Origin of the sequence: Bacteroides zoogleoformans, from assembly GCF_002998435.1 — a bacterium.
Lineage (GTDB): Bacteria > Bacteroidota > Bacteroidia > Bacteroidales > Bacteroidaceae > Bacteroides > Bacteroides zoogleoformans.
This window is the reverse complement of record NZ_CP027231.1, coordinates 1,374,641-1,391,189: the sequence shown is the minus strand read 5'-3', so window position 1 is coordinate 1,391,189 and position 16,549 is coordinate 1,374,641. Positions and strand designations below refer to the sequence as shown.

Sequence of the window (16,549 nt, the reverse complement as noted above, 5' to 3'; positions counted from 1 at the left end):
AAGAATTAGAATGGCAAAACATGATTTACATTTGACGCGCAATATCGGTATCATGGCTCACATCGATGCCGGAAAAACGACAACCTCCGAACGTATTCTTTTCTATACGGGTCTTACCCATAAGATCGGTGAAGTGCATGATGGTGCTGCTACGATGGACTGGATGGAACAGGAGCAAGAGCGCGGCATCACTATTACCTCGGCTGCTACCACCACTCGTTGGCAATATGCTGGCAATACATATAAAATTAACTTGATTGACACTCCGGGACACGTTGACTTTACAGCTGAAGTAGAGCGCTCTTTGCGCGTGTTGGATGGCGCTGTGGCTGCATATTGTGCAGTAGGTGGCGTTGAACCGCAATCTGAAACCGTTTGGCGTCAAGCAGACAAGTACAATGTTCCGCGTATCGGTTATGTAAACAAAATGGACCGCTCGGGGGCAGACTTCTTTGAGGTTGTTCGCCAGATGAAAGACGTTTTGGGTGCTAATCCTTGTCCGGTTGTTATTCCCATTGGTGCTGAAGAAACTTTCAAAGGTTTGGTAGATCTTGTGAAAATGAAAGCTATCTTCTGGCATGATGAAACAATGGGAGCCGATTACAGCGTAGAAGAAATCCCTGCTAACTTGGTTGACGAAGCTATTGAGTGGAGGGATAAGATGCTTGAGAAGGTTGCAGAGTTTGACGATACTTTGATGGAAAAGTATTTTGACGATCCTTCCACTATCACCGAAGAAGAAATCCTTAGGGCTCTTCGTAACGCTACAGTGCAAATGGCAATTGTTCCGATGCTGTGCGGTTCGTCGTTCAAGAATAAGGGGGTACAAACTTTGCTTGACTACGTTTGTGCTTTCTTGCCCTCTCCGCTGGATACTCCGAATATCGTGGGAACTAATCCCAACACAGGTTTGGAAGAAGACCGCAGACCGGATGATGATGAAAAGACTTCCGCTTTGGCGTTTAAGATTGCTACCGACCCGTATGTGGGCCGGCTGACTTTCTTCCGTGTGTATTCAGGTAAGGTGGAATCCGGATCTTATATTTACAACTCTCGCTCCGGAAAGAAAGAGCGTGTATCTCGCTTGTTCCAAATGCACTCAAATAAGCAGAATCCTGTAGAAGTAATCGGTGCCGGTGATATCGGAGCCGGTGTAGGGTTTAAAGATATTCACACGGGTGATACTCTCTGTGATGAGTCTGCTCCGATTGTTTTGGAATCTATGGACTTTCCCGAACCGGTAATCGGTATTGCCGTTGAGCCTAAAACACAGAAGGATATGGATAAGCTATCCAACGGTTTGGCTAAATTGGCAGAAGAAGACCCGACGTTTACAGTTAGAACTGATGAACAGAGTGGACAGACAGTAATCTCTGGTATGGGTGAGTTGCACTTGGATATTATCATCGATCGTTTGAAGCGTGAGTTTAAGGTTGAATGTAACCAAGGTAAACCTCAAGTTAACTATAAGGAGGCTATCACTAAGACCGTCAACTTGCGTGAAGTTTATAAGAAACAGTCTGGTGGACGCGGTAAGTTCGCTGATATCATCGTAAACATCGGCCCGGTTGATGAAGATTTCAAAGATGGCGGGCTGCAGTTTGTGGATGAAGTGAAGGGTGGTAATATTCCTAAGGAATTCATCCCCTCTGTACAAAAAGGTTTTAATACAGCCATGAAGAACGGCGTATTGGCGGGCTATCCGTTGGATTCATTGAAAGTAACTTTGGTTGATGGCTCTTTCCACCCGGTAGACTCTGACCAGTTGTCTTTTGAGATCTGTGCCATCCAGGCATATAAGAATGCTTGCTCTAAGGCTGGCCCTGTCTTGATGGAGCCCATCATGAAGTTGGAGGTTGTCACTCCGGAAGAAAATATGGGTGATGTTATCGGTGACTTGAATAAGCGTCGTGGTCAGGTAGAAGGTATGGAGTCCAGCCGATCGGGTGCTCGTATCGTGAAGGCAATGGTCCCGTTGGCCGAAATGTTTGGCTACGTAACAGCTTTGCGTACCATTACTTCTGGCCGTGCAACTTCTTCAATGGTATATTCTCATCATGCTCAAGTTTCTAACTCTATAGCTAAGGCTGTGTTGGAGGAAGTGAAAGGGCGTGTTGATTTAGTCTAAAAAAACAGGGATTCCGTAGGCTAGCGAATGACTCTTAGTCTACGGAACCTTATTGTGTAAAGTATAAAATTATTAATAACTAAAACAGTAATGAGTCAAAAAATTAGAATCAAACTGAAATCTTACGACCACAACTTGGTTGACAAGTCCGCTGAGAAGATTGTAAAAACAGTGAAGACCACGGGCGCCATTGTTAGCGGCCCTATTCCTCTTCCTACGCACAAGCGTATCTTTACCGTGAACCGTTCGACTTTCGTTAACAAGAAGTCGCGTGAACAATTCGAACTTTCTTCTTATAAGAGATTGATCGATATCTATAGCTCGACAGCTAAAACTGTAGATGCTCTGATGAAGCTGGAATTGCCCAGTGGTGTGGAAGTAGAAATCAAAGTGTAAGTATTAAAAAAATAAGTGAAATGCCAGGATTATTAGGAAAAAAAATCGGAATGACATCCGTTTTCAGTGCCGAGGGTAAAAATGTACCATGCACTGTTATCGAAGCAGGTCCTTGTGTTGTTACTCAGGTGAAAACAGTAGAAAAGGATGGCTATGAAGCTGTTCAATTGGGCTTTCAAGACAAAAAAGAAAAGCACACTACGAAGCCTTTGATGGGGCATTTTAAGAAAGCCGGAGTAACTCCCAAGAAACACTTGGCTGAGTTCAAAGAGTTTGAAACAGAATTGAATCTGGGTGACACAGTTACCGTAGAACTGTTCAATGATGCAGCATTTGTTGATGTTGTAGGTACTTCTAAGGGTAAAGGTTTTCAGGGTGTAGTTAAGCGTCACGGTTTTGGTGGTGTGGGGCAGACCACTCATGGTCAGCACAACCGCGCTCGTAAACCGGGTTCTATCGGTGCTTGTTCATATCCTGCGAAAGTTTTCAAAGGAATGCGCATGGGTGGACAGCTTGGTGGTGACAGAGTGACTGTTCAAAATTTGCAGGTATTAAAAGTAATTGCGGAACACAACCTCCTTTTGATTAAAGGATCTGTTCCTGGTTGCAAAGGTTCAATCGTAATAATTGAGAAATAATGGAAGTTAACGTATATAACATTAAAGGTGAAGACACTGGGAGAAAGATTACGTTAAACGAGTCTATCTTCGGAATTGAACCCAACGACCATGCTATCTACTTGGATGTGAAACAGTTTATGGCTAATCGGCGTCAGGGTACACATAAGTCAAAAGAGAGAAGCGAAATCAGTGGCTCTACTCGCAAAATCGGTCGTCAGAAAGGTGGCGGCGGTGCACGTCGTGGCGATATGAATTCACCGGTGCTTGTTGGTGGTGGGCGTGTTTTTGGCCCCAAGCCCAGAGACTACTATTTCAAATTAAATAAAAAGGTAAAAGAATTGGCCCGTAAGTCAGCTTTGGCATATAAGGCTCAAAATAATGCGGTTGTAGTTGTAGAAGACTTCTCCTTTGAAGCTCCGAAGACAAAAGATTTTATCGCAATGATAAAAAACCTTAAGGTTTCTGATAAAAAGCTGCTTATGATTTTACCGGAAGCAAATAAAAACGTATATTTGTCGGCTCGTAATGTAAAGGGAGCGAATGTGCAGACCATCTCAGGGTTAAATACTTACAGAGTATTGGACGCTGGGGTTGTTGTGTTTGCTGAAAGTTCGCTTTCGGCTATTGACAAAATCTTAATGTAAAAAGGAGGCTTAAATAATGGGAATTATTATTAAACCGTTAGTGACAGAAAAAATGACTGCTATTACTGATAAGGCGAACAATCGTTTCGGCTTTATCGTGCGTCCTGACGCTAATAAATTGGAAATTAAGAGTGAAGTTGAAGCCCTTTATAATGTTACGGTAGTTGACGTAAATACAATGAAGTATGCCGGTAAAAGTAAAACCCGGTATACAAGAGCAGGTATTATCAAAGGACGTACGAATGCCTACAAAAAAGCCATCGTTACGTTGAAAGAAGGAGATACTATTGATTTTTATAGCAATATTTAACAGAAATGGCAGTACGTAAATTTAAGCCCACAACGCCGGGGCAAAGACATAAAATTATTGGTACTTTCGAAGAAATTACTGCACGGGTACCAGAAAAGTCTCTTGTATTTGGAAAGAAATCTTCAGGTGGTCGTAACAACCAAGGTAAAATGACTATGCGCTATATTGGTGGCGGGAGTAAGAAGATTATTCGTATCGTAGATTTCAAGAGAAATAAAGACGGTGTGCCTGCAGTGGTTAAAACAATAGAATACGATCCGAATCGTTCGGCTCGTATTGCTCTTTTGTTTTATGCAGATGGAGAGAAAAGATATATTATTGCTCCCAATGGATTGCAAGTTGGTGCGACTTTGATGTCAGGCGAAACAGCAGCTCCGGAAATCGGGAATGCACTTCCGCTTCAGAACATTCCGGTTGGAACCGTAATTCACAACATCGAATTACGTCCGGGTCAAGGCGCTGCTTTGGTTCGTTCAGCCGGTAATTTCGCTCAGTTGACTTCAAGAGAAGGTAAATACTGCGTTATCAAGTTGCCTTCGGGTGAGGTTCGTCAGATTCTTAGCACTTGTAAGGCTACTATCGGTAGTGTAGGTAACTCAGATCATGGATTGGAAAGCTCCGGTAAAGCCGGACGCTCTCGTTGGTTAGGACGTCGTCCGCGTAACCGTGGTGTTGTAATGAATCCGGTTGATCACCCGATGGGTGGTGGCGAAGGACGTGCTTCAGGAGGACACCCGAGATCTCGTAAGGGATTGTACGCTAAGGGTCTTAAGACAAGAGCTCCGAAGAAACAATCGTCTAAGTATATTATTGAGAGAAGAAAGAAGTAATCTGATTAATTGAGTAAATTATGAGTCGTTCATTAAAAAAAGGTCCGTATATTAACGTTAAGCTTGAGAAAAAAGTGCTTGCCATGAATGAATCAGGTAAGAAAGTGGTAGTTAAGACTTGGGCCAGAGCTTCAATGATTTCGCCTGATTTTGTTGGGCATACTGTTGCAGTTCACAATGGAAATAAATTTATTCCTGTTTATGTTACCGAGAATATGGTAGGACACAAGTTGGGTGAATTCGCTCCAACTCGTACTTTCAGAGGACATGCCGGTAATAAGAAAAAATAAAAACAGGTTTTTTATCTGAAATAAAAAAGTAATAATATAATGGGAGCAAGAAAAAAAATATCGGCTGAAGAAAGAAAGGAAGCCCTTAAGACCATGTATTTTGCGAAATTGCAAAATGTTCCTACTTCCCCCCGTAAAATGCGTCTTGTGGCTGACATGATTCGCGGGATGGAAGTGAACAGAGCACTCGGCGTTTTGAAGTTCTCTTCTAAAGAGGCTTCTGCCAAAGTGGAAAAATTGCTGCGTTCTGCAATAGCTAATTGGGAAAAGAAAAACGAGCGTAAGGCAGAAGGTGATGAATTGTTTGTAACCAAGATTTTTGTTGACGGTGGTGCTACGCTCAAGAGGATGAGACCGGCTCCGCAGGGGAGAGGTTACAGAATTCGTAAACGTTCAAATCACGTGACGTTGTTCGTTGGTTCTAAAAGTAATAACGAAGATCAAAATTAAGGTAAATGGGACAAAAAGTTAATCCAATAAGCAATCGTTTAGGAATTATCAGAGGATGGGATTCCAATTGGTATGGTGGCAAGAATTACGGCGATTCTCTGCTGGAAGATAGCAAGATTCGCAAATACTTGAACGCTCGTCTTGCTAAGGCAAGTGTCTCAAGAATTGTAATCGAACGTACACTGAAACTCGTGACTATTACCGTTTGTACTGCACGTCCGGGTATCATTATCGGCAAAGGCGGCCAAGAAGTTGACAAATTGAAAGAGGAGTTGAAGAAGGTTACTGATAAGGATATTCAGATTAATATCTTCGAGGTAAAAAGACCTGAGTTGGACGCTGTTATCGTGGCTAACAACATCGCTCGTCAGGTTGAAGGTAAAATAGCCTACCGTCGCGCCATCAAAATGGCCATTGCTAATACAATGCGTATGGGAGCGGAAGGTATCAAGATTCAGATTTCAGGACGTTTGAACGGTGCTGAAATGGCTCGTTCTGAAATGTATAAGGAAGGAAGAACTCCGTTGCACACTTTCAGAGCCGATATAGACTATTGCCATGCAGAAGCATTGACTAAAGTTGGTCTTCTCGGTATAAAAGTTTGGATTTGTAGAGGGGAAGTTTATGGGAAGAAAGAATTGGCTCCAAACTTTACACAAAGCAAAGAGAGTGGTCGTGGAAGCAATAGCGGAAGCAATGGCGGAAAGAACTTCAAAAGAAAGAAAAATAATCGCTAACGAATTTGATTTTTAGGAATTATGCTACAACCGAAAAAAACAAAATTCAGAAGACAACAAAAAGGCCGTCAAAAAGGTAATGCCCAGAGAGGAAACCAGTTGGCTTTCGGATCTTTTGGTATTAAGGCTTTGGAAACGAAATGGATTACAGGCCGTCAGATTGAAGCTGCGCGTATTGCAGTAACAAGATATATGCAACGTCAAGGACAAATTTGGATTCGTATATTCCCCGATAAACCCATCACAAGAAAGCCTGCTGATGTGCGTATGGGTAAAGGAAAGGGTAGCCCCGAGGGATTCGTGGCTCCTGTTACACCGGGTAGAATTATTATTGAAGCCGAAGGAGTATCTTATGAAATCGCAAAAGAAGCTTTGCGCTTAGCGGCACAAAAGCTTCCTATCACAACCAAGTTTGTTGTGAGACGTGATTATGATATTCAAAATCAAAATGCGTAAGAAGTATGAAAATTGCAGAAATTAAAGAGATGTCTACCAATGATTTGGTAGAAAGGGTAGAGGCTGAGGTAGCTAATTATAACCAAATGGTTTTAAATCATTCTATTTCTCCTTTGGATAATCCTGCTCAAATCAAACTTTTGCGCAGGACTATTGCGCGTATGAAGACAGAATTACGCCAAAGAGAACTTAACAATAAATGAGGAGCTTGATGGAAGCAAGAAATTTAAGAAAAGAAAGAACAGGGGTTGTGCTGAGCAATAAGATGGATAAGACCATTACTGTGGCAGCTAAATTTAAGGAAAAACACCCTATATATGGTAAGTTCGTTAGTAAGACGAAGAAGTACCATGCTCATGATGAAAAAAATGAGTGCAATATTGGTGATATTGTACACATCATGGAAACTCGTCCTTTGAGCAAGACTAAGAGATGGAGATTGGTAGAAATAATTGAAAGAGCTAAGTAATTATGATACAAGTAGAATCCAGACTTACAGTATGTGATAATAGTGGGGCAAAAGAGGCTCTCTGTATTCGCGTTTTGGGGGGTACAGGACGTCGTTATGCCTCAGTAGGGGACGTGATTGTTGTTTCTGTAAAGAGCGTTATCCCTTCAAGTGATATTAAGAAAGGTGCAGTGTCTAAAGCTTTGATCGTGCGTACAAAGAAAGAAATTCGTCGTGCTGACGGTTCTTATATACGTTTTGATGATAATGCTTGCGTATTGTTGAATAATGCAGGTGAAATAAGAGGAAGTCGTATTTTCGGTCCGGTAGCTCGCGAACTTCGTGCTACCAATATGAAAGTTGTGTCACTCGCTCCTGAAGTGCTTTAATATTGTAAAAGAATTGAATAATGAGTAAATTACATATTAAAAAAGGCGATACAGTTTATGTAAACTCCGGCGAAGATAAGGGTAAGACTGGTCGTGTATTGAAGGTTCTTGTTGATAAAAACCGTGCAATTGTCGAAGGTGTCAACATCGTGTCTAAAAGCACAAAACCGAATGCAAAAAATCCGCAAGGTGGTATTGTGAAGCAAGAAGCTTCTATCCATTTGTCAAACCTAAATCCCGTTGATCCCAAAACAGGCAAAGCAACGCGTGTTGGTAGAAAAGTGAGTGTCGATGGCACTTTAGTGCGTTATTCTAAAAAATCAGGAGAGGAGATTAAGTAATGAGTAATACTGCTAGCCTTAAGAAAGAATATGCAGAGCGTATTGCGCCTGCATTGAAATCACAGTTCCAGTATTCTTCTGCAATGCAGATACCCGTACTTAAGAAGATTGTTATCAATCAAGGTTTAGGTATGGCTGTCGCAGATAAGAAGATTATTGAAGTAGCGATAAATGAAATGACGACCATCACTGGCCAAAAAGCCGTGGCTACTATTTCTCGTAAGGATATTGCGAATTTCAAATTGCGTAAAAAAATGCCTATTGGTGTTATGGTAACTTTGCGTCGTGAAAGAATGTACGAATTCCTTGAAAAATTGGTTCGTGTAGCTCTTCCTCGTATACGTGATTTCAAAGGTATTGAAAGTAAGTTTGATGGCAAAGGTAACTATACCCTTGGTATTCAGGAGCAAATTATCTTTCCTGAAATAAATATCGATAGCATTACCAGAATTCTCGGAATGAATATTACCTTTGTGACCTCTGCGCAAACAGATGAAGAAGGGTATGCTTTGTTGAAAGAATTCGGTTTACCGTTTAAAAACGCTAAAAAAGATTGATAATATGGCAAAAGAATCAATGAAAGCACGCGAAGTTAAGCGTGCTAAATTAGTAGCCAAATATGCCGAGAAGAGAGTTGCATTAAAACAAATTGTTAGAACAGGTGATCCGGCAGAGGCTTTTGAGGCCGCACAGAAATTGCAGGATTTGCCTAAGAATTCTAATCCGATTCGCATGCATAACCGTTGTAAGTTGACAGGTCGTCCTAAAGGATATATCCGTCAATTTGGCATCTCCAGAATTCAGTTTCGCGAAATGGCTTCCAACGGTCTTATTCCTGGTGTAAAGAAAGCAAGCTGGTAATTTTGTTTTTTAAATATTGTCAGGGTAGTCCTGATTAATTTAATTTATTTTATATGACTGATCCAATAGCAGATTATTTGACGAGGTTACGGAACGCTATTCAGGCGAAACACAGAGTAGTGGAAGTTCCGGCTTCAAATTTGAAAAAAGAAATCACAAAGATTCTTTTTGAGAAAGGCTACATTCTTAATTATAAGTTTGTAGAAGATGGCCCTCAAGGTACAATTAAAGTTGCCTTGAAGTATGATCCGGTAAATAAGGTTAACGCAATCAAGAAGCTGGAAAGAATTTCTTCTCCGGGTCTGCGTCGTTATACCGGTTACAAAGATATGCCGCGTGTTATTAATGGTTTGGGTATTGCTATAATATCTACTTCCAAAGGTGTAATGACCAACAAAGAAGCTGCTGACCTGAAAATCGGTGGTGAAGTATTGTGTTATGTATATTAATAGGAGGAAATAGTAATGTCAAGAATAGGAAAATTACCCATTAATATTCCCGCTGGAGTAACAGTAATCTTGAGAGATGATGTGGTTACCGTGAAAGGCCCTAAAGGTGAAATGAGCCAATATGTAAATCCTGCTATCACTGTTAGCATTGAAGAAGGAAATGTTGTTTTGGCTGAGAATGAAAACGTAATGCAAGATAATCCTAAGCAAAAGCATGCATTTCATGGATTATATCGTTCGCTGGTACACAACATGGTTGTTGGTGTGTCAGAAGGATATAAGAAAGAATTGGAACTTGTCGGTGTGGGTTATCGTGTTTCTAACCAAGGTAATATTATAGAACTGGCTCTCGGATATACTCATAGTATTTTTATACAGCTGCCTCCTGAGATTAAAGTTGAGACTAAGTCTGAGAGAAATAAGAATCCTCTGATTATATTGGAATCTTGTGATAAGCAATTGCTTGGTCAAGTTTGTTCTAAAATACGCTCTTTCCGTAAGCCTGAGCCATATAAGGGTAAAGGTATTAAGTTTGTTGGCGAAGAAATTCGTAGAAAGTCTGGTAAATCAGCCGGTGCTAAATAATCATTTAATTTGATAGATATTATTATGACAACAAAAATAGAAAGACGAATTAAGATTAAATATAGAGTGCGCAACAGAATTTCAGGTACAACTGAATGTCCGCGTATGAGTGTGTTTAGAAGCAATAAGCAAATTTATGTCCAAATTATTGACGACTTGTCCGGTAAGACTTTGGCCGCTGCTTCTTCTTTGGGTATGACTGAAAAGATGCCGAAAAAAGAACAGGCTACTAAAGTTGGTGAATTGATTGCTAAGAAGGCTCAAGAAGCAGGTATTACTACTGTTGTTTTCGACCGTAATGGATACTTGTATCATGGGAGAGTAAAAGAGGTGGCTGATGCTGCCCGTAACGGTGGACTTAAATTTTAATCATTATGGCAGGACTTAATAATAGAGTTAAGATTACAAACGATATAGAACTGAAAGACAGATTGGTTGCTATTAATCGTGTGACCAAAGTAACCAAGGGTGGTAGAACTTTTAGTTTCTCTGCTATTGTGGTGGTAGGAAATGAAGAGGGAATCATTGGTTGGGGACTTGGTAAAGCAGGTGAAGTAACTGCGGCTATTGCTAAAGGAGTTGAATCTGCTAAGAAAAACCTGACAAAAGTGCCTGTTCTGAAAGGAACAGTTCCCCACGAACAGTCTGCTAAGTTTGGTGGTGCCGAGGTATTTATCAAACCTGCTTCTCATGGAACAGGTGTGGTTGCGGGTGGTGCTATGCGTGCAGTATTGGAAAGTGCAGGTGTAACAGATGTTCTGGCTAAGTCAAAAGGTTCTTCAAACCCGCATAACTTGGTGAAGGCTACGATCTTGGCTTTAAGCGAAATGCGCGATGCCCGTATGGTAGCACAGAACAGAGGAATTAGTGTGGAAAAAGTATTTAGAGGATAAGGAGGAAGAAAATATGTCGACTGTAAAGATTAAACAAGTTAAAAGTAGAATTGGTGCTCCTGCTGATCAGAAGAGGACGTTGGATGCGCTGGGACTTCATAAGTTAAATCGTGTGGTTGAGCACGAATGTACTCCTTCAATACTTGGAATGGTAGATAAGGTTAAACACTTGGTTGCCATTGTTAAGTAATTATTTGTTGAATATTAAACGATTACAATATGAACTTAAGTAATTTAAAACCAGCAGTAGGATCTACTAAGACAAGAAAAAGGATTGGGCGTGGTCCCGGTTCTGGCTTGGGTGGTACTTCTACTCGAGGTCATAAAGGGGCTAAATCAAGATCTGGCTACTCTAAGAAAATCGGTTTTGAAGGTGGGCAGATGCCTCTTCAGCGTCGTGTTCCAAAGTTTGGCTTTAAGAATATCAATCGTGTAGAGTATAAAGCTATCAATTTGGATACAATTCAAAAATTGGCTGAAGCAAAGAACTTACAGACAGTTGGTGTTAATGATTTCATCGCTGCCGGTTTTATTTCTGCAAGCCACTTGGTAAAAGTGTTAGGTAACGGAACTTTGACTGCTAAGTTGGATGTACAGGCACATGCGTTTTCTAAAACGGCTGTTGCCGCCATCGAAGCTGCTGGTGGACAAGTCGTAAAACTCTAATTCAATGAGAAAAGCTATTGAAACATTAAAGAATATATGGAAAATTGAGGATCTGAGACAACGGATCCTCATTACCATATTGTTTGTGGCAATTTACCGTTTTGGTTCGTATGTCGTTTTACCGGGTATTAATCCGTCAATGCTGGCACAATTGCATCAACAAACAAGCGAAGGTCTTTTAGCCTTGTTAAATATGTTTTCTGGTGGAGCATTCTCCAATGCCTCTATTTTTGCATTGGGTATCATGCCATACATCTCTGCCTCTATTGTGATTCAGTTGTTGGGTATTGCGGTTCCGTATTTCCAGAAACTGCAGCGTGAGGGTGAGAGTGGTAGGAGAAAAATGAATCAATACACTCGTTATTTGACGATTCTTATCCTTTTGGTTCAGGCTCCTTCTTATTTGCTCAATCTTAAAATGCAGGCTGGTCCTTCCTTAAATGCTTCATTAGATTGGACTTTGTTTATGTTTACTTCTACCATCATCTTGGCGGCAGGAAGTATGTTTATTTTGTGGCTTGGTGAGAGAATAACTGATAAAGGAATCGGTAATGGTATTTCGCTCATTATTATGATTGGTATCATTGCTCGTTTGCCGCAGTCTTTATTTCAGGAATTGATTTCCCGAATGACAGATAAAACGGGTGGTTTGGTAATGTTCTTGATTGAGCTTGTCGTTCTGCTGATTGTTATAGCATTTGCTATTCTTTTAGTGCAGGGAACAAGAAAAATTCCCGTTCAATATGCAAAGAAAATAGTAGGTAATAAGCAGTATGGTGGTGCCAGACAATATATTCCTTTGAAAGTGAATGCAGCTAACGTGATGCCTATTATTTTTGCTCAGGCAATCATGTTTATTCCTATTACACTCGTGGGCTTCTCAAATGTTAATGAAGTAAATGGTTTTGTACGTGCATTAACAGATCATACAAGCTTTTGGTATAATTTGATTTTTGCTGTATTGATTATACTGTTTACGTATTTCTATACCGCAATCACTATTAATCCGACTCAAATGGCTGAGGATATGAAGAGAAACAATGGCTTTATTCCGGGCATTAAGCCTGGAAAACAGACAGCAGAGTATATTGATGTCATCATGTCGCGTATTACTTTGCCCGGTTCTTTCTTCTTAGCTTTGGTTGCTATTATGCCTGCTTTTGCCGGTATATTTGGCGTGAAAGCTGAGTTCGCTCAATTCTTTGGCGGTACATCTTTGTTAATCCTTGTAGGTGTGGTACTCGACACTCTACAGCAAGTGGAAAGTCATTTGCTGATGAGACACTATGATGGTTTGTTGAAGTCCGGACGTATTAAAGGGCGCAGTGGTAATATAGCTGCATATTAATTTTTTTGAGAAATGATATTTCTTAAGACTGAAGATGAAATAGAATTGCTTCGCAAGAGTAACTTGCTCGTTGGAAAAACATTGGCTGAGATAGCTAAGATTATAAGGCCGGGAATAACGACCAAGGAGTTGGATAAAGTGGCAGAAGAGTACATTAGAGATAATGGTGCAGTACCTACTTTTAAGGGCTTTCCTAACCAATATGGTGAACCTTTTCCTGCTTCAATTTGTACTTCTGTAAATGAACAGGTGGTACATGGCGTTCCGGGAGATGTAATACTGAAAGATGGTGATATTGTATCTGTTGATTGCGGTACTTACATGAATGGTTTCTGTGGCGATTCGGCCTATACGTTTTGTGTAGGTGAAGTTGATGAGGAGATACGCAAGTTACTGAAGGTTACTAAAGAAGCATTGTGCATAGGAATACAGAATGCCGTTCAAGGAAAACGGTTGGGTGATATCGGATATGCGATACAGCAACATTGTGAATCTAATTCTTATGGTGTAGTGCGTGAATTTGTGGGACATGGGATTGGAAAGGAAATGCATGAAGATCCTCAAGTCCCTAATTATGGGAAGCGTGGCTATGGGACAATGTTAAAAAAAGGTTTGTGCATAGCTATAGAACCCATGATAACCTTGGGTAACCGACAAATCTTGATGGAAGGTGATGGCTGGACGGTTAGAACCAAAGATCGTAAATGTGCGGCTCACTTTGAACACACAATAGCTGTAGGGAGGGGTGAGGCTGATGTTCTGTCATCATTCAAGTTCATTGAGGAAGTATTAGGAGATAAAGCAATTTAAGAATTTAATATGGCAAAACAATCTGCAATAGAACAAGATGGAGTTATAGTTGAAGCATTGTCTAATGCAATGTTTCGCGTTGAATTAGAAAACGGACATGAGATCACTGCACATATTTCCGGTAAGATGCGGATGCATTACATCAAGATTTTGCCGGGTGATAAAGTAAGAGTCGAAATGTCTCCTTACGATTTATCGAAAGGAAGAATTGTATTTAGATATAAATAAATTAAGATATGAAAGTAAGAGCATCCTTAAAAAAACGTACGCCAGAGTGTAAGATCGTTAGACGTAATGGCCGTTTGTATGTTATTAACAAGAAAAATCCTAAGTATAAACAACGTCAAGGATAATATTATTATTTTTGCAAGAAAAATAATTTAGTATATGGCTATAAGAATAGTTGGTGTCGATTTGCCTCAAAACAAGAGAGGCGAAATTGCGTTGACCTATGTATATGGTATAGGTCGTAGTAGTTCAGCAAAGATTTTGGATAAAGCAGGTGTTGACAGAGACCTAAAAGTAAAAGACTGGACAGATGAGCAGGCTGCCAAGATTCGTGAGATCATTGGCGCAGAGTATAAAGTAGAAGGCGACCTTCGTTCAGAAGTTCAATTGAATATTAAACGTTTAATGGATATAGGTTGTTATCGTGGCGTTCGTCACCGTATCGGTCTTCCTGTAAGAGGGCAGAGCACGAAAAATAATGCTCGTACTCGCAAGGGTAGAAAGAAAACCGTTGCTAATAAGAAAAAAGCTACTAAATAATAATTGTTGATATGGCAAAAAAAACAGTTGCAGCAAAAAAGAGAAATGTGAAAGTAGATGCTAATGGACAGTTGCACGTTCATTCGTCTTTTAATAACATTATTGTGTCTCTGGCAAATAGCGAAGGGCAAATCATTTCTTGGTCTTCTGCTGGAAAGATGGGTTTTAGAGGTTCTAAAAAGAATACTCCTTATGCAGCACAGATGGCTGCTCAAGATTGCGCTAAGATAGCGTATGACCTTGGTTTGAGAAAGGTAAAAGCATACGTGAAGGGACCGGGTAACGGACGTGAGTCTGCTATTAGAACCATCCACGGTGCAGGTATTGAAGTTACTGAGATCATTGATGTAACTCCTTTGCCGCATAATGGTTGTCGTCCTCCCAAAAGACGTAGAGTTTAAGATTTACCTTTAATAAGTATGACACTTGATTTTGTTTTTGGATTGTACACTTTCTCTCCACAATCGCGGCTGCGACAAATTGAGTTCATGAATAAACAATTAAATATTTAAAAGAAATGGCTAGATATACTGGACCAAAATCAAGAATTGCCCGTAAATTCGGTGAAGGTATCTTTGGAGCAGATAAGGTTTTATCAAAGAAGAACTATCCTCCCGGACAGCACGGAAATTCTAGAAAAAGAAAGACTTCTGAATACGGTGTACAACTTCGTGAAAAGCAGAAAGCAAAGTACACCTACGGTGTTTTGGAAAAACAATTCCGCAACTTGTTTGAAAAAGCAGAAACGGCTAAAGGTATTACCGGTGAGATTCTTCTTCAGTTGTTGGAGGGACGTCTTGATAATATTGTATTCCGTTTGGGGATTGCTCCTACTCGTGCGGCAGCTCGTCAGTTGGTGGGCCACAAACACATTACTGTGGACGGTGAGGTTGTGAATATTCCTTCGTATGCAGTAAAACCAGGTCAAGTGATTGGAGTTCGTGAAAGGTCCAAATCTTTGGAAGTGATTGCAAATTCTTTGACAGGTTTTAATCACAGCAAATATCCTTGGTTGGAATGGGATGATAATTCTAAGGTTGGTAAGTTACTGCATGTACCTGAGAGAGCAGACATTCCTGAAAACATTAAAGAGCATTTGATTGTAGAATTGTATTCTAAATAATAATTAATTTCATGGCGATATTAGCATTTCAAAAACCTGATAAAGTATTAATGTTAGAGGCGGACTCTAAATTCGGGAAGTTCGAATTTCGTCCTTTGGAACCGGGTTTCGGTATTACCGTGGGTAATGCATTGCGTCGCATCCTGCTTTCTTCATTGGAGGGTTATGCTATCACTACTATTAAGATAGAAGGTGTTGAGCATGAGTTTTCTAATGTTCCGGGAGTAAAAGAGGATGTTACTAACATTATCTTGAATCTTAAACAGGTGAGATTCAGGCAAGTAGTTGAAGAATTCGAGAGTGAAAAAGTTAGCATTACAATCGAGAATTCAAGTGAATTTAAAGCAGGTGACATAGGTAAGTATTTGACTGGATTTGAAGTGTTAAATCCTGAGTTAGTTATTTGTCATTTAGATTCAAAGGCAGCTATGCAGATAGATATTACGATAAACAAAGGTCGCGGTTATGTTCCTGCTGACGAAAATCGCGAATATTGCACCGATGTGGACGTAATTCCTATCGACTCTATTTATACTCCGATACGCAATGTGAAGTATCAGGTCGAAAACTTCCGTGTAGAACAGAAGACTGACTATGAAAAACTGGTGCTTGAGATTGCTACCGATGGTTCCATTCATCCGAAAGATGCTCTGAAAGAAGCTGCAAAAATACTTATTTATCATTTCATGCTTTTCTCTGATGAAAAAATTACATTGGAAAGCACCGATACCGATGGTAATGAAGAATTTGATGAAGAGGTTCTGCACATGCGTCAGTTGTTGAAGACAAAACTTGTCGACATGGATCTTTCTGTTCGTGCCCTCAACTGTTTGAAGTCCGCCGATGTAGAGACCTTGGGAGATTTGGTGCAGTTTAACAAGACTGATTTGTTGAAGTTCAGAAATTTCGGAAAGAAATCGCTTACCGAGCTTGATGATTTGCTGGAAAGTCTGAATCTGTCGTTTGGAACCGATATTTCTAAATATAAATTAGATAAAGAATAAAAA

30 protein-coding genes are annotated in these 16,549 nt (G+C 40.3%); all 30 read left to right on the top strand.

Annotated elements, in window-relative coordinates; translation table 11 throughout:
- The first annotated feature begins 10 nt into the window (after positions 1-10).
- The 30 genes from fusA to C4H11_RS05855 all read left to right on the top strand — a co-directional run bounded on the left by fusA (position 11) and on the right by C4H11_RS05855 (position 16,546).
- Positions 11-2,128: an elongation factor G gene (gene fusA / locus C4H11_RS06000; protein ID WP_106040862.1), complete on the top strand. Its 2,118-nt coding sequence runs from the start codon at positions 11-13 to the stop codon at positions 2,126-2,128.
- Between the two features lie 90 nt (positions 2,129-2,218).
- Positions 2,219-2,524 carry a 30S ribosomal protein S10 gene (gene rpsJ, locus C4H11_RS05995; protein WP_106040861.1) on the top strand — a complete coding sequence of 102 codons (306 nt, stop codon included), beginning with the start codon at positions 2,219-2,221 and terminating at the stop codon, positions 2,522-2,524.
- Positions 2,525-2,544: 20 nt separating this feature from the next.
- Entirely contained in the window at positions 2,545-3,162 is a 618-nt protein-coding gene (gene rplC / locus C4H11_RS05990; RefSeq protein ID WP_009125131.1) for a 50S ribosomal protein L3, read from the top strand.
- Positions 3,162-3,788 (top strand): 50S ribosomal protein L4, encoded by a 627-nt coding sequence (gene rplD, locus C4H11_RS05985; RefSeq protein ID WP_106040860.1) that lies wholly within the window; start codon positions 3,162-3,164, stop codon positions 3,786-3,788. The genes rplC and rplD overlap by 1 nt, the downstream gene beginning before the upstream one ends.
- Before the next feature lie 16 nt (positions 3,789-3,804).
- Entirely contained in the window at positions 3,805-4,098 is a 294-nt protein-coding gene (gene rplW, locus C4H11_RS05980; protein WP_106040859.1) for a 50S ribosomal protein L23, read from the top strand.
- A gap of 5 nt (positions 4,099-4,103) precedes the next feature.
- The gene (gene rplB / locus C4H11_RS05975; protein WP_106040858.1) at positions 4,104-4,928 is read left to right on the top strand and encodes a 50S ribosomal protein L2; all 825 of its coding nucleotides are present in this window, start codon (positions 4,104-4,106) and stop codon (positions 4,926-4,928) included.
- Between the two features lie 20 nt (positions 4,929-4,948).
- Positions 4,949-5,218: a 30S ribosomal protein S19 gene (gene rpsS / locus C4H11_RS05970; protein ID WP_002558070.1), complete on the top strand. Its 270-nt coding sequence runs from the start codon at positions 4,949-4,951 to the stop codon at positions 5,216-5,218.
- Positions 5,219-5,257: 39 nt separating this feature from the next.
- Positions 5,258-5,668 (top strand): 50S ribosomal protein L22, encoded by a 411-nt coding sequence (gene rplV / locus C4H11_RS05965; protein WP_106040857.1) that lies wholly within the window; start codon positions 5,258-5,260, stop codon positions 5,666-5,668.
- A 5-nt stretch (positions 5,669-5,673) separates the two neighbouring features.
- Positions 5,674-6,405, top strand: a complete 732-nt coding sequence (rpsC, locus tag C4H11_RS05960) for a 30S ribosomal protein S3 (protein WP_106040856.1) — start codon at positions 5,674-5,676, stop codon at positions 6,403-6,405.
- Positions 6,406-6,426: 21 nt separating this feature from the next.
- A complete protein-coding gene (rplP, locus tag C4H11_RS05955) occupies positions 6,427-6,861 on the top strand; it encodes a 50S ribosomal protein L16 (RefSeq protein ID WP_005656538.1) in 435 nt (144 codons plus the stop codon).
- 5 nt (positions 6,862-6,866) lie between these two features.
- Positions 6,867-7,064, top strand: a complete 198-nt coding sequence (gene rpmC, locus C4H11_RS05950; protein WP_106040855.1) for a 50S ribosomal protein L29 — start codon at positions 6,867-6,869, stop codon at positions 7,062-7,064.
- Complete coding sequence (gene rpsQ, locus C4H11_RS05945; RefSeq protein WP_106040854.1) at positions 7,061-7,330, top strand: 30S ribosomal protein S17; 270 nt, start codon at positions 7,061-7,063, stop codon at positions 7,328-7,330. The genes rpmC and rpsQ overlap by 4 nt, the downstream gene beginning before the upstream one ends.
- Positions 7,331-7,332: 2 nt before the next feature.
- Positions 7,333-7,698 carry a 50S ribosomal protein L14 gene (gene rplN / locus C4H11_RS05940; protein WP_005825700.1) on the top strand — a complete coding sequence of 122 codons (366 nt, stop codon included), beginning with the start codon at positions 7,333-7,335 and terminating at the stop codon, positions 7,696-7,698.
- Between the two features lie 20 nt (positions 7,699-7,718).
- Positions 7,719-8,039: a 50S ribosomal protein L24 gene (gene rplX / locus C4H11_RS05935; protein ID WP_106040853.1), complete on the top strand. Its 321-nt coding sequence runs from the start codon at positions 7,719-7,721 to the stop codon at positions 8,037-8,039.
- Entirely contained in the window at positions 8,039-8,596 is a 558-nt protein-coding gene (gene rplE / locus C4H11_RS05930; protein WP_106040852.1) for a 50S ribosomal protein L5, read from the top strand. The genes rplX and rplE overlap by 1 nt, the downstream gene beginning before the upstream one ends.
- A gap of 4 nt (positions 8,597-8,600) precedes the next feature.
- Complete coding sequence (rpsN, locus tag C4H11_RS05925; RefSeq protein ID WP_106040851.1) at positions 8,601-8,900, top strand: 30S ribosomal protein S14; 300 nt, start codon at positions 8,601-8,603, stop codon at positions 8,898-8,900.
- Between the two features lie 53 nt (positions 8,901-8,953).
- Positions 8,954-9,349, top strand: a complete 396-nt coding sequence (rpsH, locus tag C4H11_RS05920; RefSeq protein WP_106040850.1) for a 30S ribosomal protein S8 — start codon at positions 8,954-8,956, stop codon at positions 9,347-9,349.
- A gap of 15 nt (positions 9,350-9,364) precedes the next feature.
- Positions 9,365-9,934, top strand: a complete 570-nt coding sequence (gene rplF / locus C4H11_RS05915; protein ID WP_106040849.1) for a 50S ribosomal protein L6 — start codon at positions 9,365-9,367, stop codon at positions 9,932-9,934.
- Positions 9,935-9,958: 24 nt separating this feature from the next.
- Positions 9,959-10,303: a 50S ribosomal protein L18 gene (gene rplR, locus C4H11_RS05910; RefSeq protein ID WP_106043164.1), complete on the top strand. Its 345-nt coding sequence runs from the start codon at positions 9,959-9,961 to the stop codon at positions 10,301-10,303.
- A 5-nt stretch (positions 10,304-10,308) separates the two neighbouring features.
- Positions 10,309-10,827: a 30S ribosomal protein S5 gene (rpsE, locus tag C4H11_RS05905; RefSeq protein WP_106040848.1), complete on the top strand. Its 519-nt coding sequence runs from the start codon at positions 10,309-10,311 to the stop codon at positions 10,825-10,827.
- A gap of 13 nt (positions 10,828-10,840) precedes the next feature.
- Positions 10,841-11,017: a 50S ribosomal protein L30 gene (gene rpmD / locus C4H11_RS05900; protein ID WP_106040847.1), complete on the top strand. Its 177-nt coding sequence runs from the start codon at positions 10,841-10,843 to the stop codon at positions 11,015-11,017.
- A gap of 29 nt (positions 11,018-11,046) precedes the next feature.
- Positions 11,047-11,493, top strand: coding sequence for a 50S ribosomal protein L15 (gene rplO, locus C4H11_RS05895; RefSeq protein WP_106040846.1), 447 nt, complete (start codon positions 11,047-11,049; stop codon positions 11,491-11,493).
- A gap of 4 nt (positions 11,494-11,497) precedes the next feature.
- Positions 11,498-12,841, top strand: a complete 1,344-nt coding sequence (secY, locus tag C4H11_RS05890; RefSeq protein ID WP_106040845.1) for a preprotein translocase subunit SecY — start codon at positions 11,498-11,500, stop codon at positions 12,839-12,841.
- A gap of 12 nt (positions 12,842-12,853) precedes the next feature.
- Positions 12,854-13,651, top strand: a complete 798-nt coding sequence (map, locus tag C4H11_RS05885; RefSeq protein WP_106040844.1) for a type I methionyl aminopeptidase — start codon at positions 12,854-12,856, stop codon at positions 13,649-13,651.
- 9 nt (positions 13,652-13,660) lie between these two features.
- A complete protein-coding gene (gene infA / locus C4H11_RS05880) occupies positions 13,661-13,879 on the top strand; it encodes a translation initiation factor IF-1 (protein WP_002558052.1) in 219 nt (72 codons plus the stop codon).
- Positions 13,880-13,887: 8 nt separating this feature from the next.
- Complete coding sequence (gene ykgO, locus C4H11_RS05875) at positions 13,888-14,004, top strand: type B 50S ribosomal protein L36 (protein WP_002558051.1); 117 nt, start codon at positions 13,888-13,890, stop codon at positions 14,002-14,004.
- A 34-nt stretch (positions 14,005-14,038) separates the two neighbouring features.
- Entirely contained in the window at positions 14,039-14,419 is a 381-nt protein-coding gene (gene rpsM / locus C4H11_RS05870; RefSeq protein ID WP_106040843.1) for a 30S ribosomal protein S13, read from the top strand.
- An 11-nt stretch (positions 14,420-14,430) separates the two neighbouring features.
- Positions 14,431-14,820 (top strand): 30S ribosomal protein S11, encoded by a 390-nt coding sequence (rpsK, locus tag C4H11_RS05865; protein ID WP_002558049.1) that lies wholly within the window; start codon positions 14,431-14,433, stop codon positions 14,818-14,820.
- A gap of 116 nt (positions 14,821-14,936) precedes the next feature.
- The gene (gene rpsD, locus C4H11_RS05860; RefSeq protein ID WP_106040842.1) at positions 14,937-15,542 is read left to right on the top strand and encodes a 30S ribosomal protein S4; all 606 of its coding nucleotides are present in this window, start codon (positions 14,937-14,939) and stop codon (positions 15,540-15,542) included.
- An 11-nt stretch (positions 15,543-15,553) separates the two neighbouring features.
- The gene (locus tag C4H11_RS05855) at positions 15,554-16,546 is read left to right on the top strand and encodes a DNA-directed RNA polymerase subunit alpha (protein ID WP_106040841.1); all 993 of its coding nucleotides are present in this window, start codon (positions 15,554-15,556) and stop codon (positions 16,544-16,546) included.
- Positions 16,547-16,549: the final 3 nt, after the last annotated feature.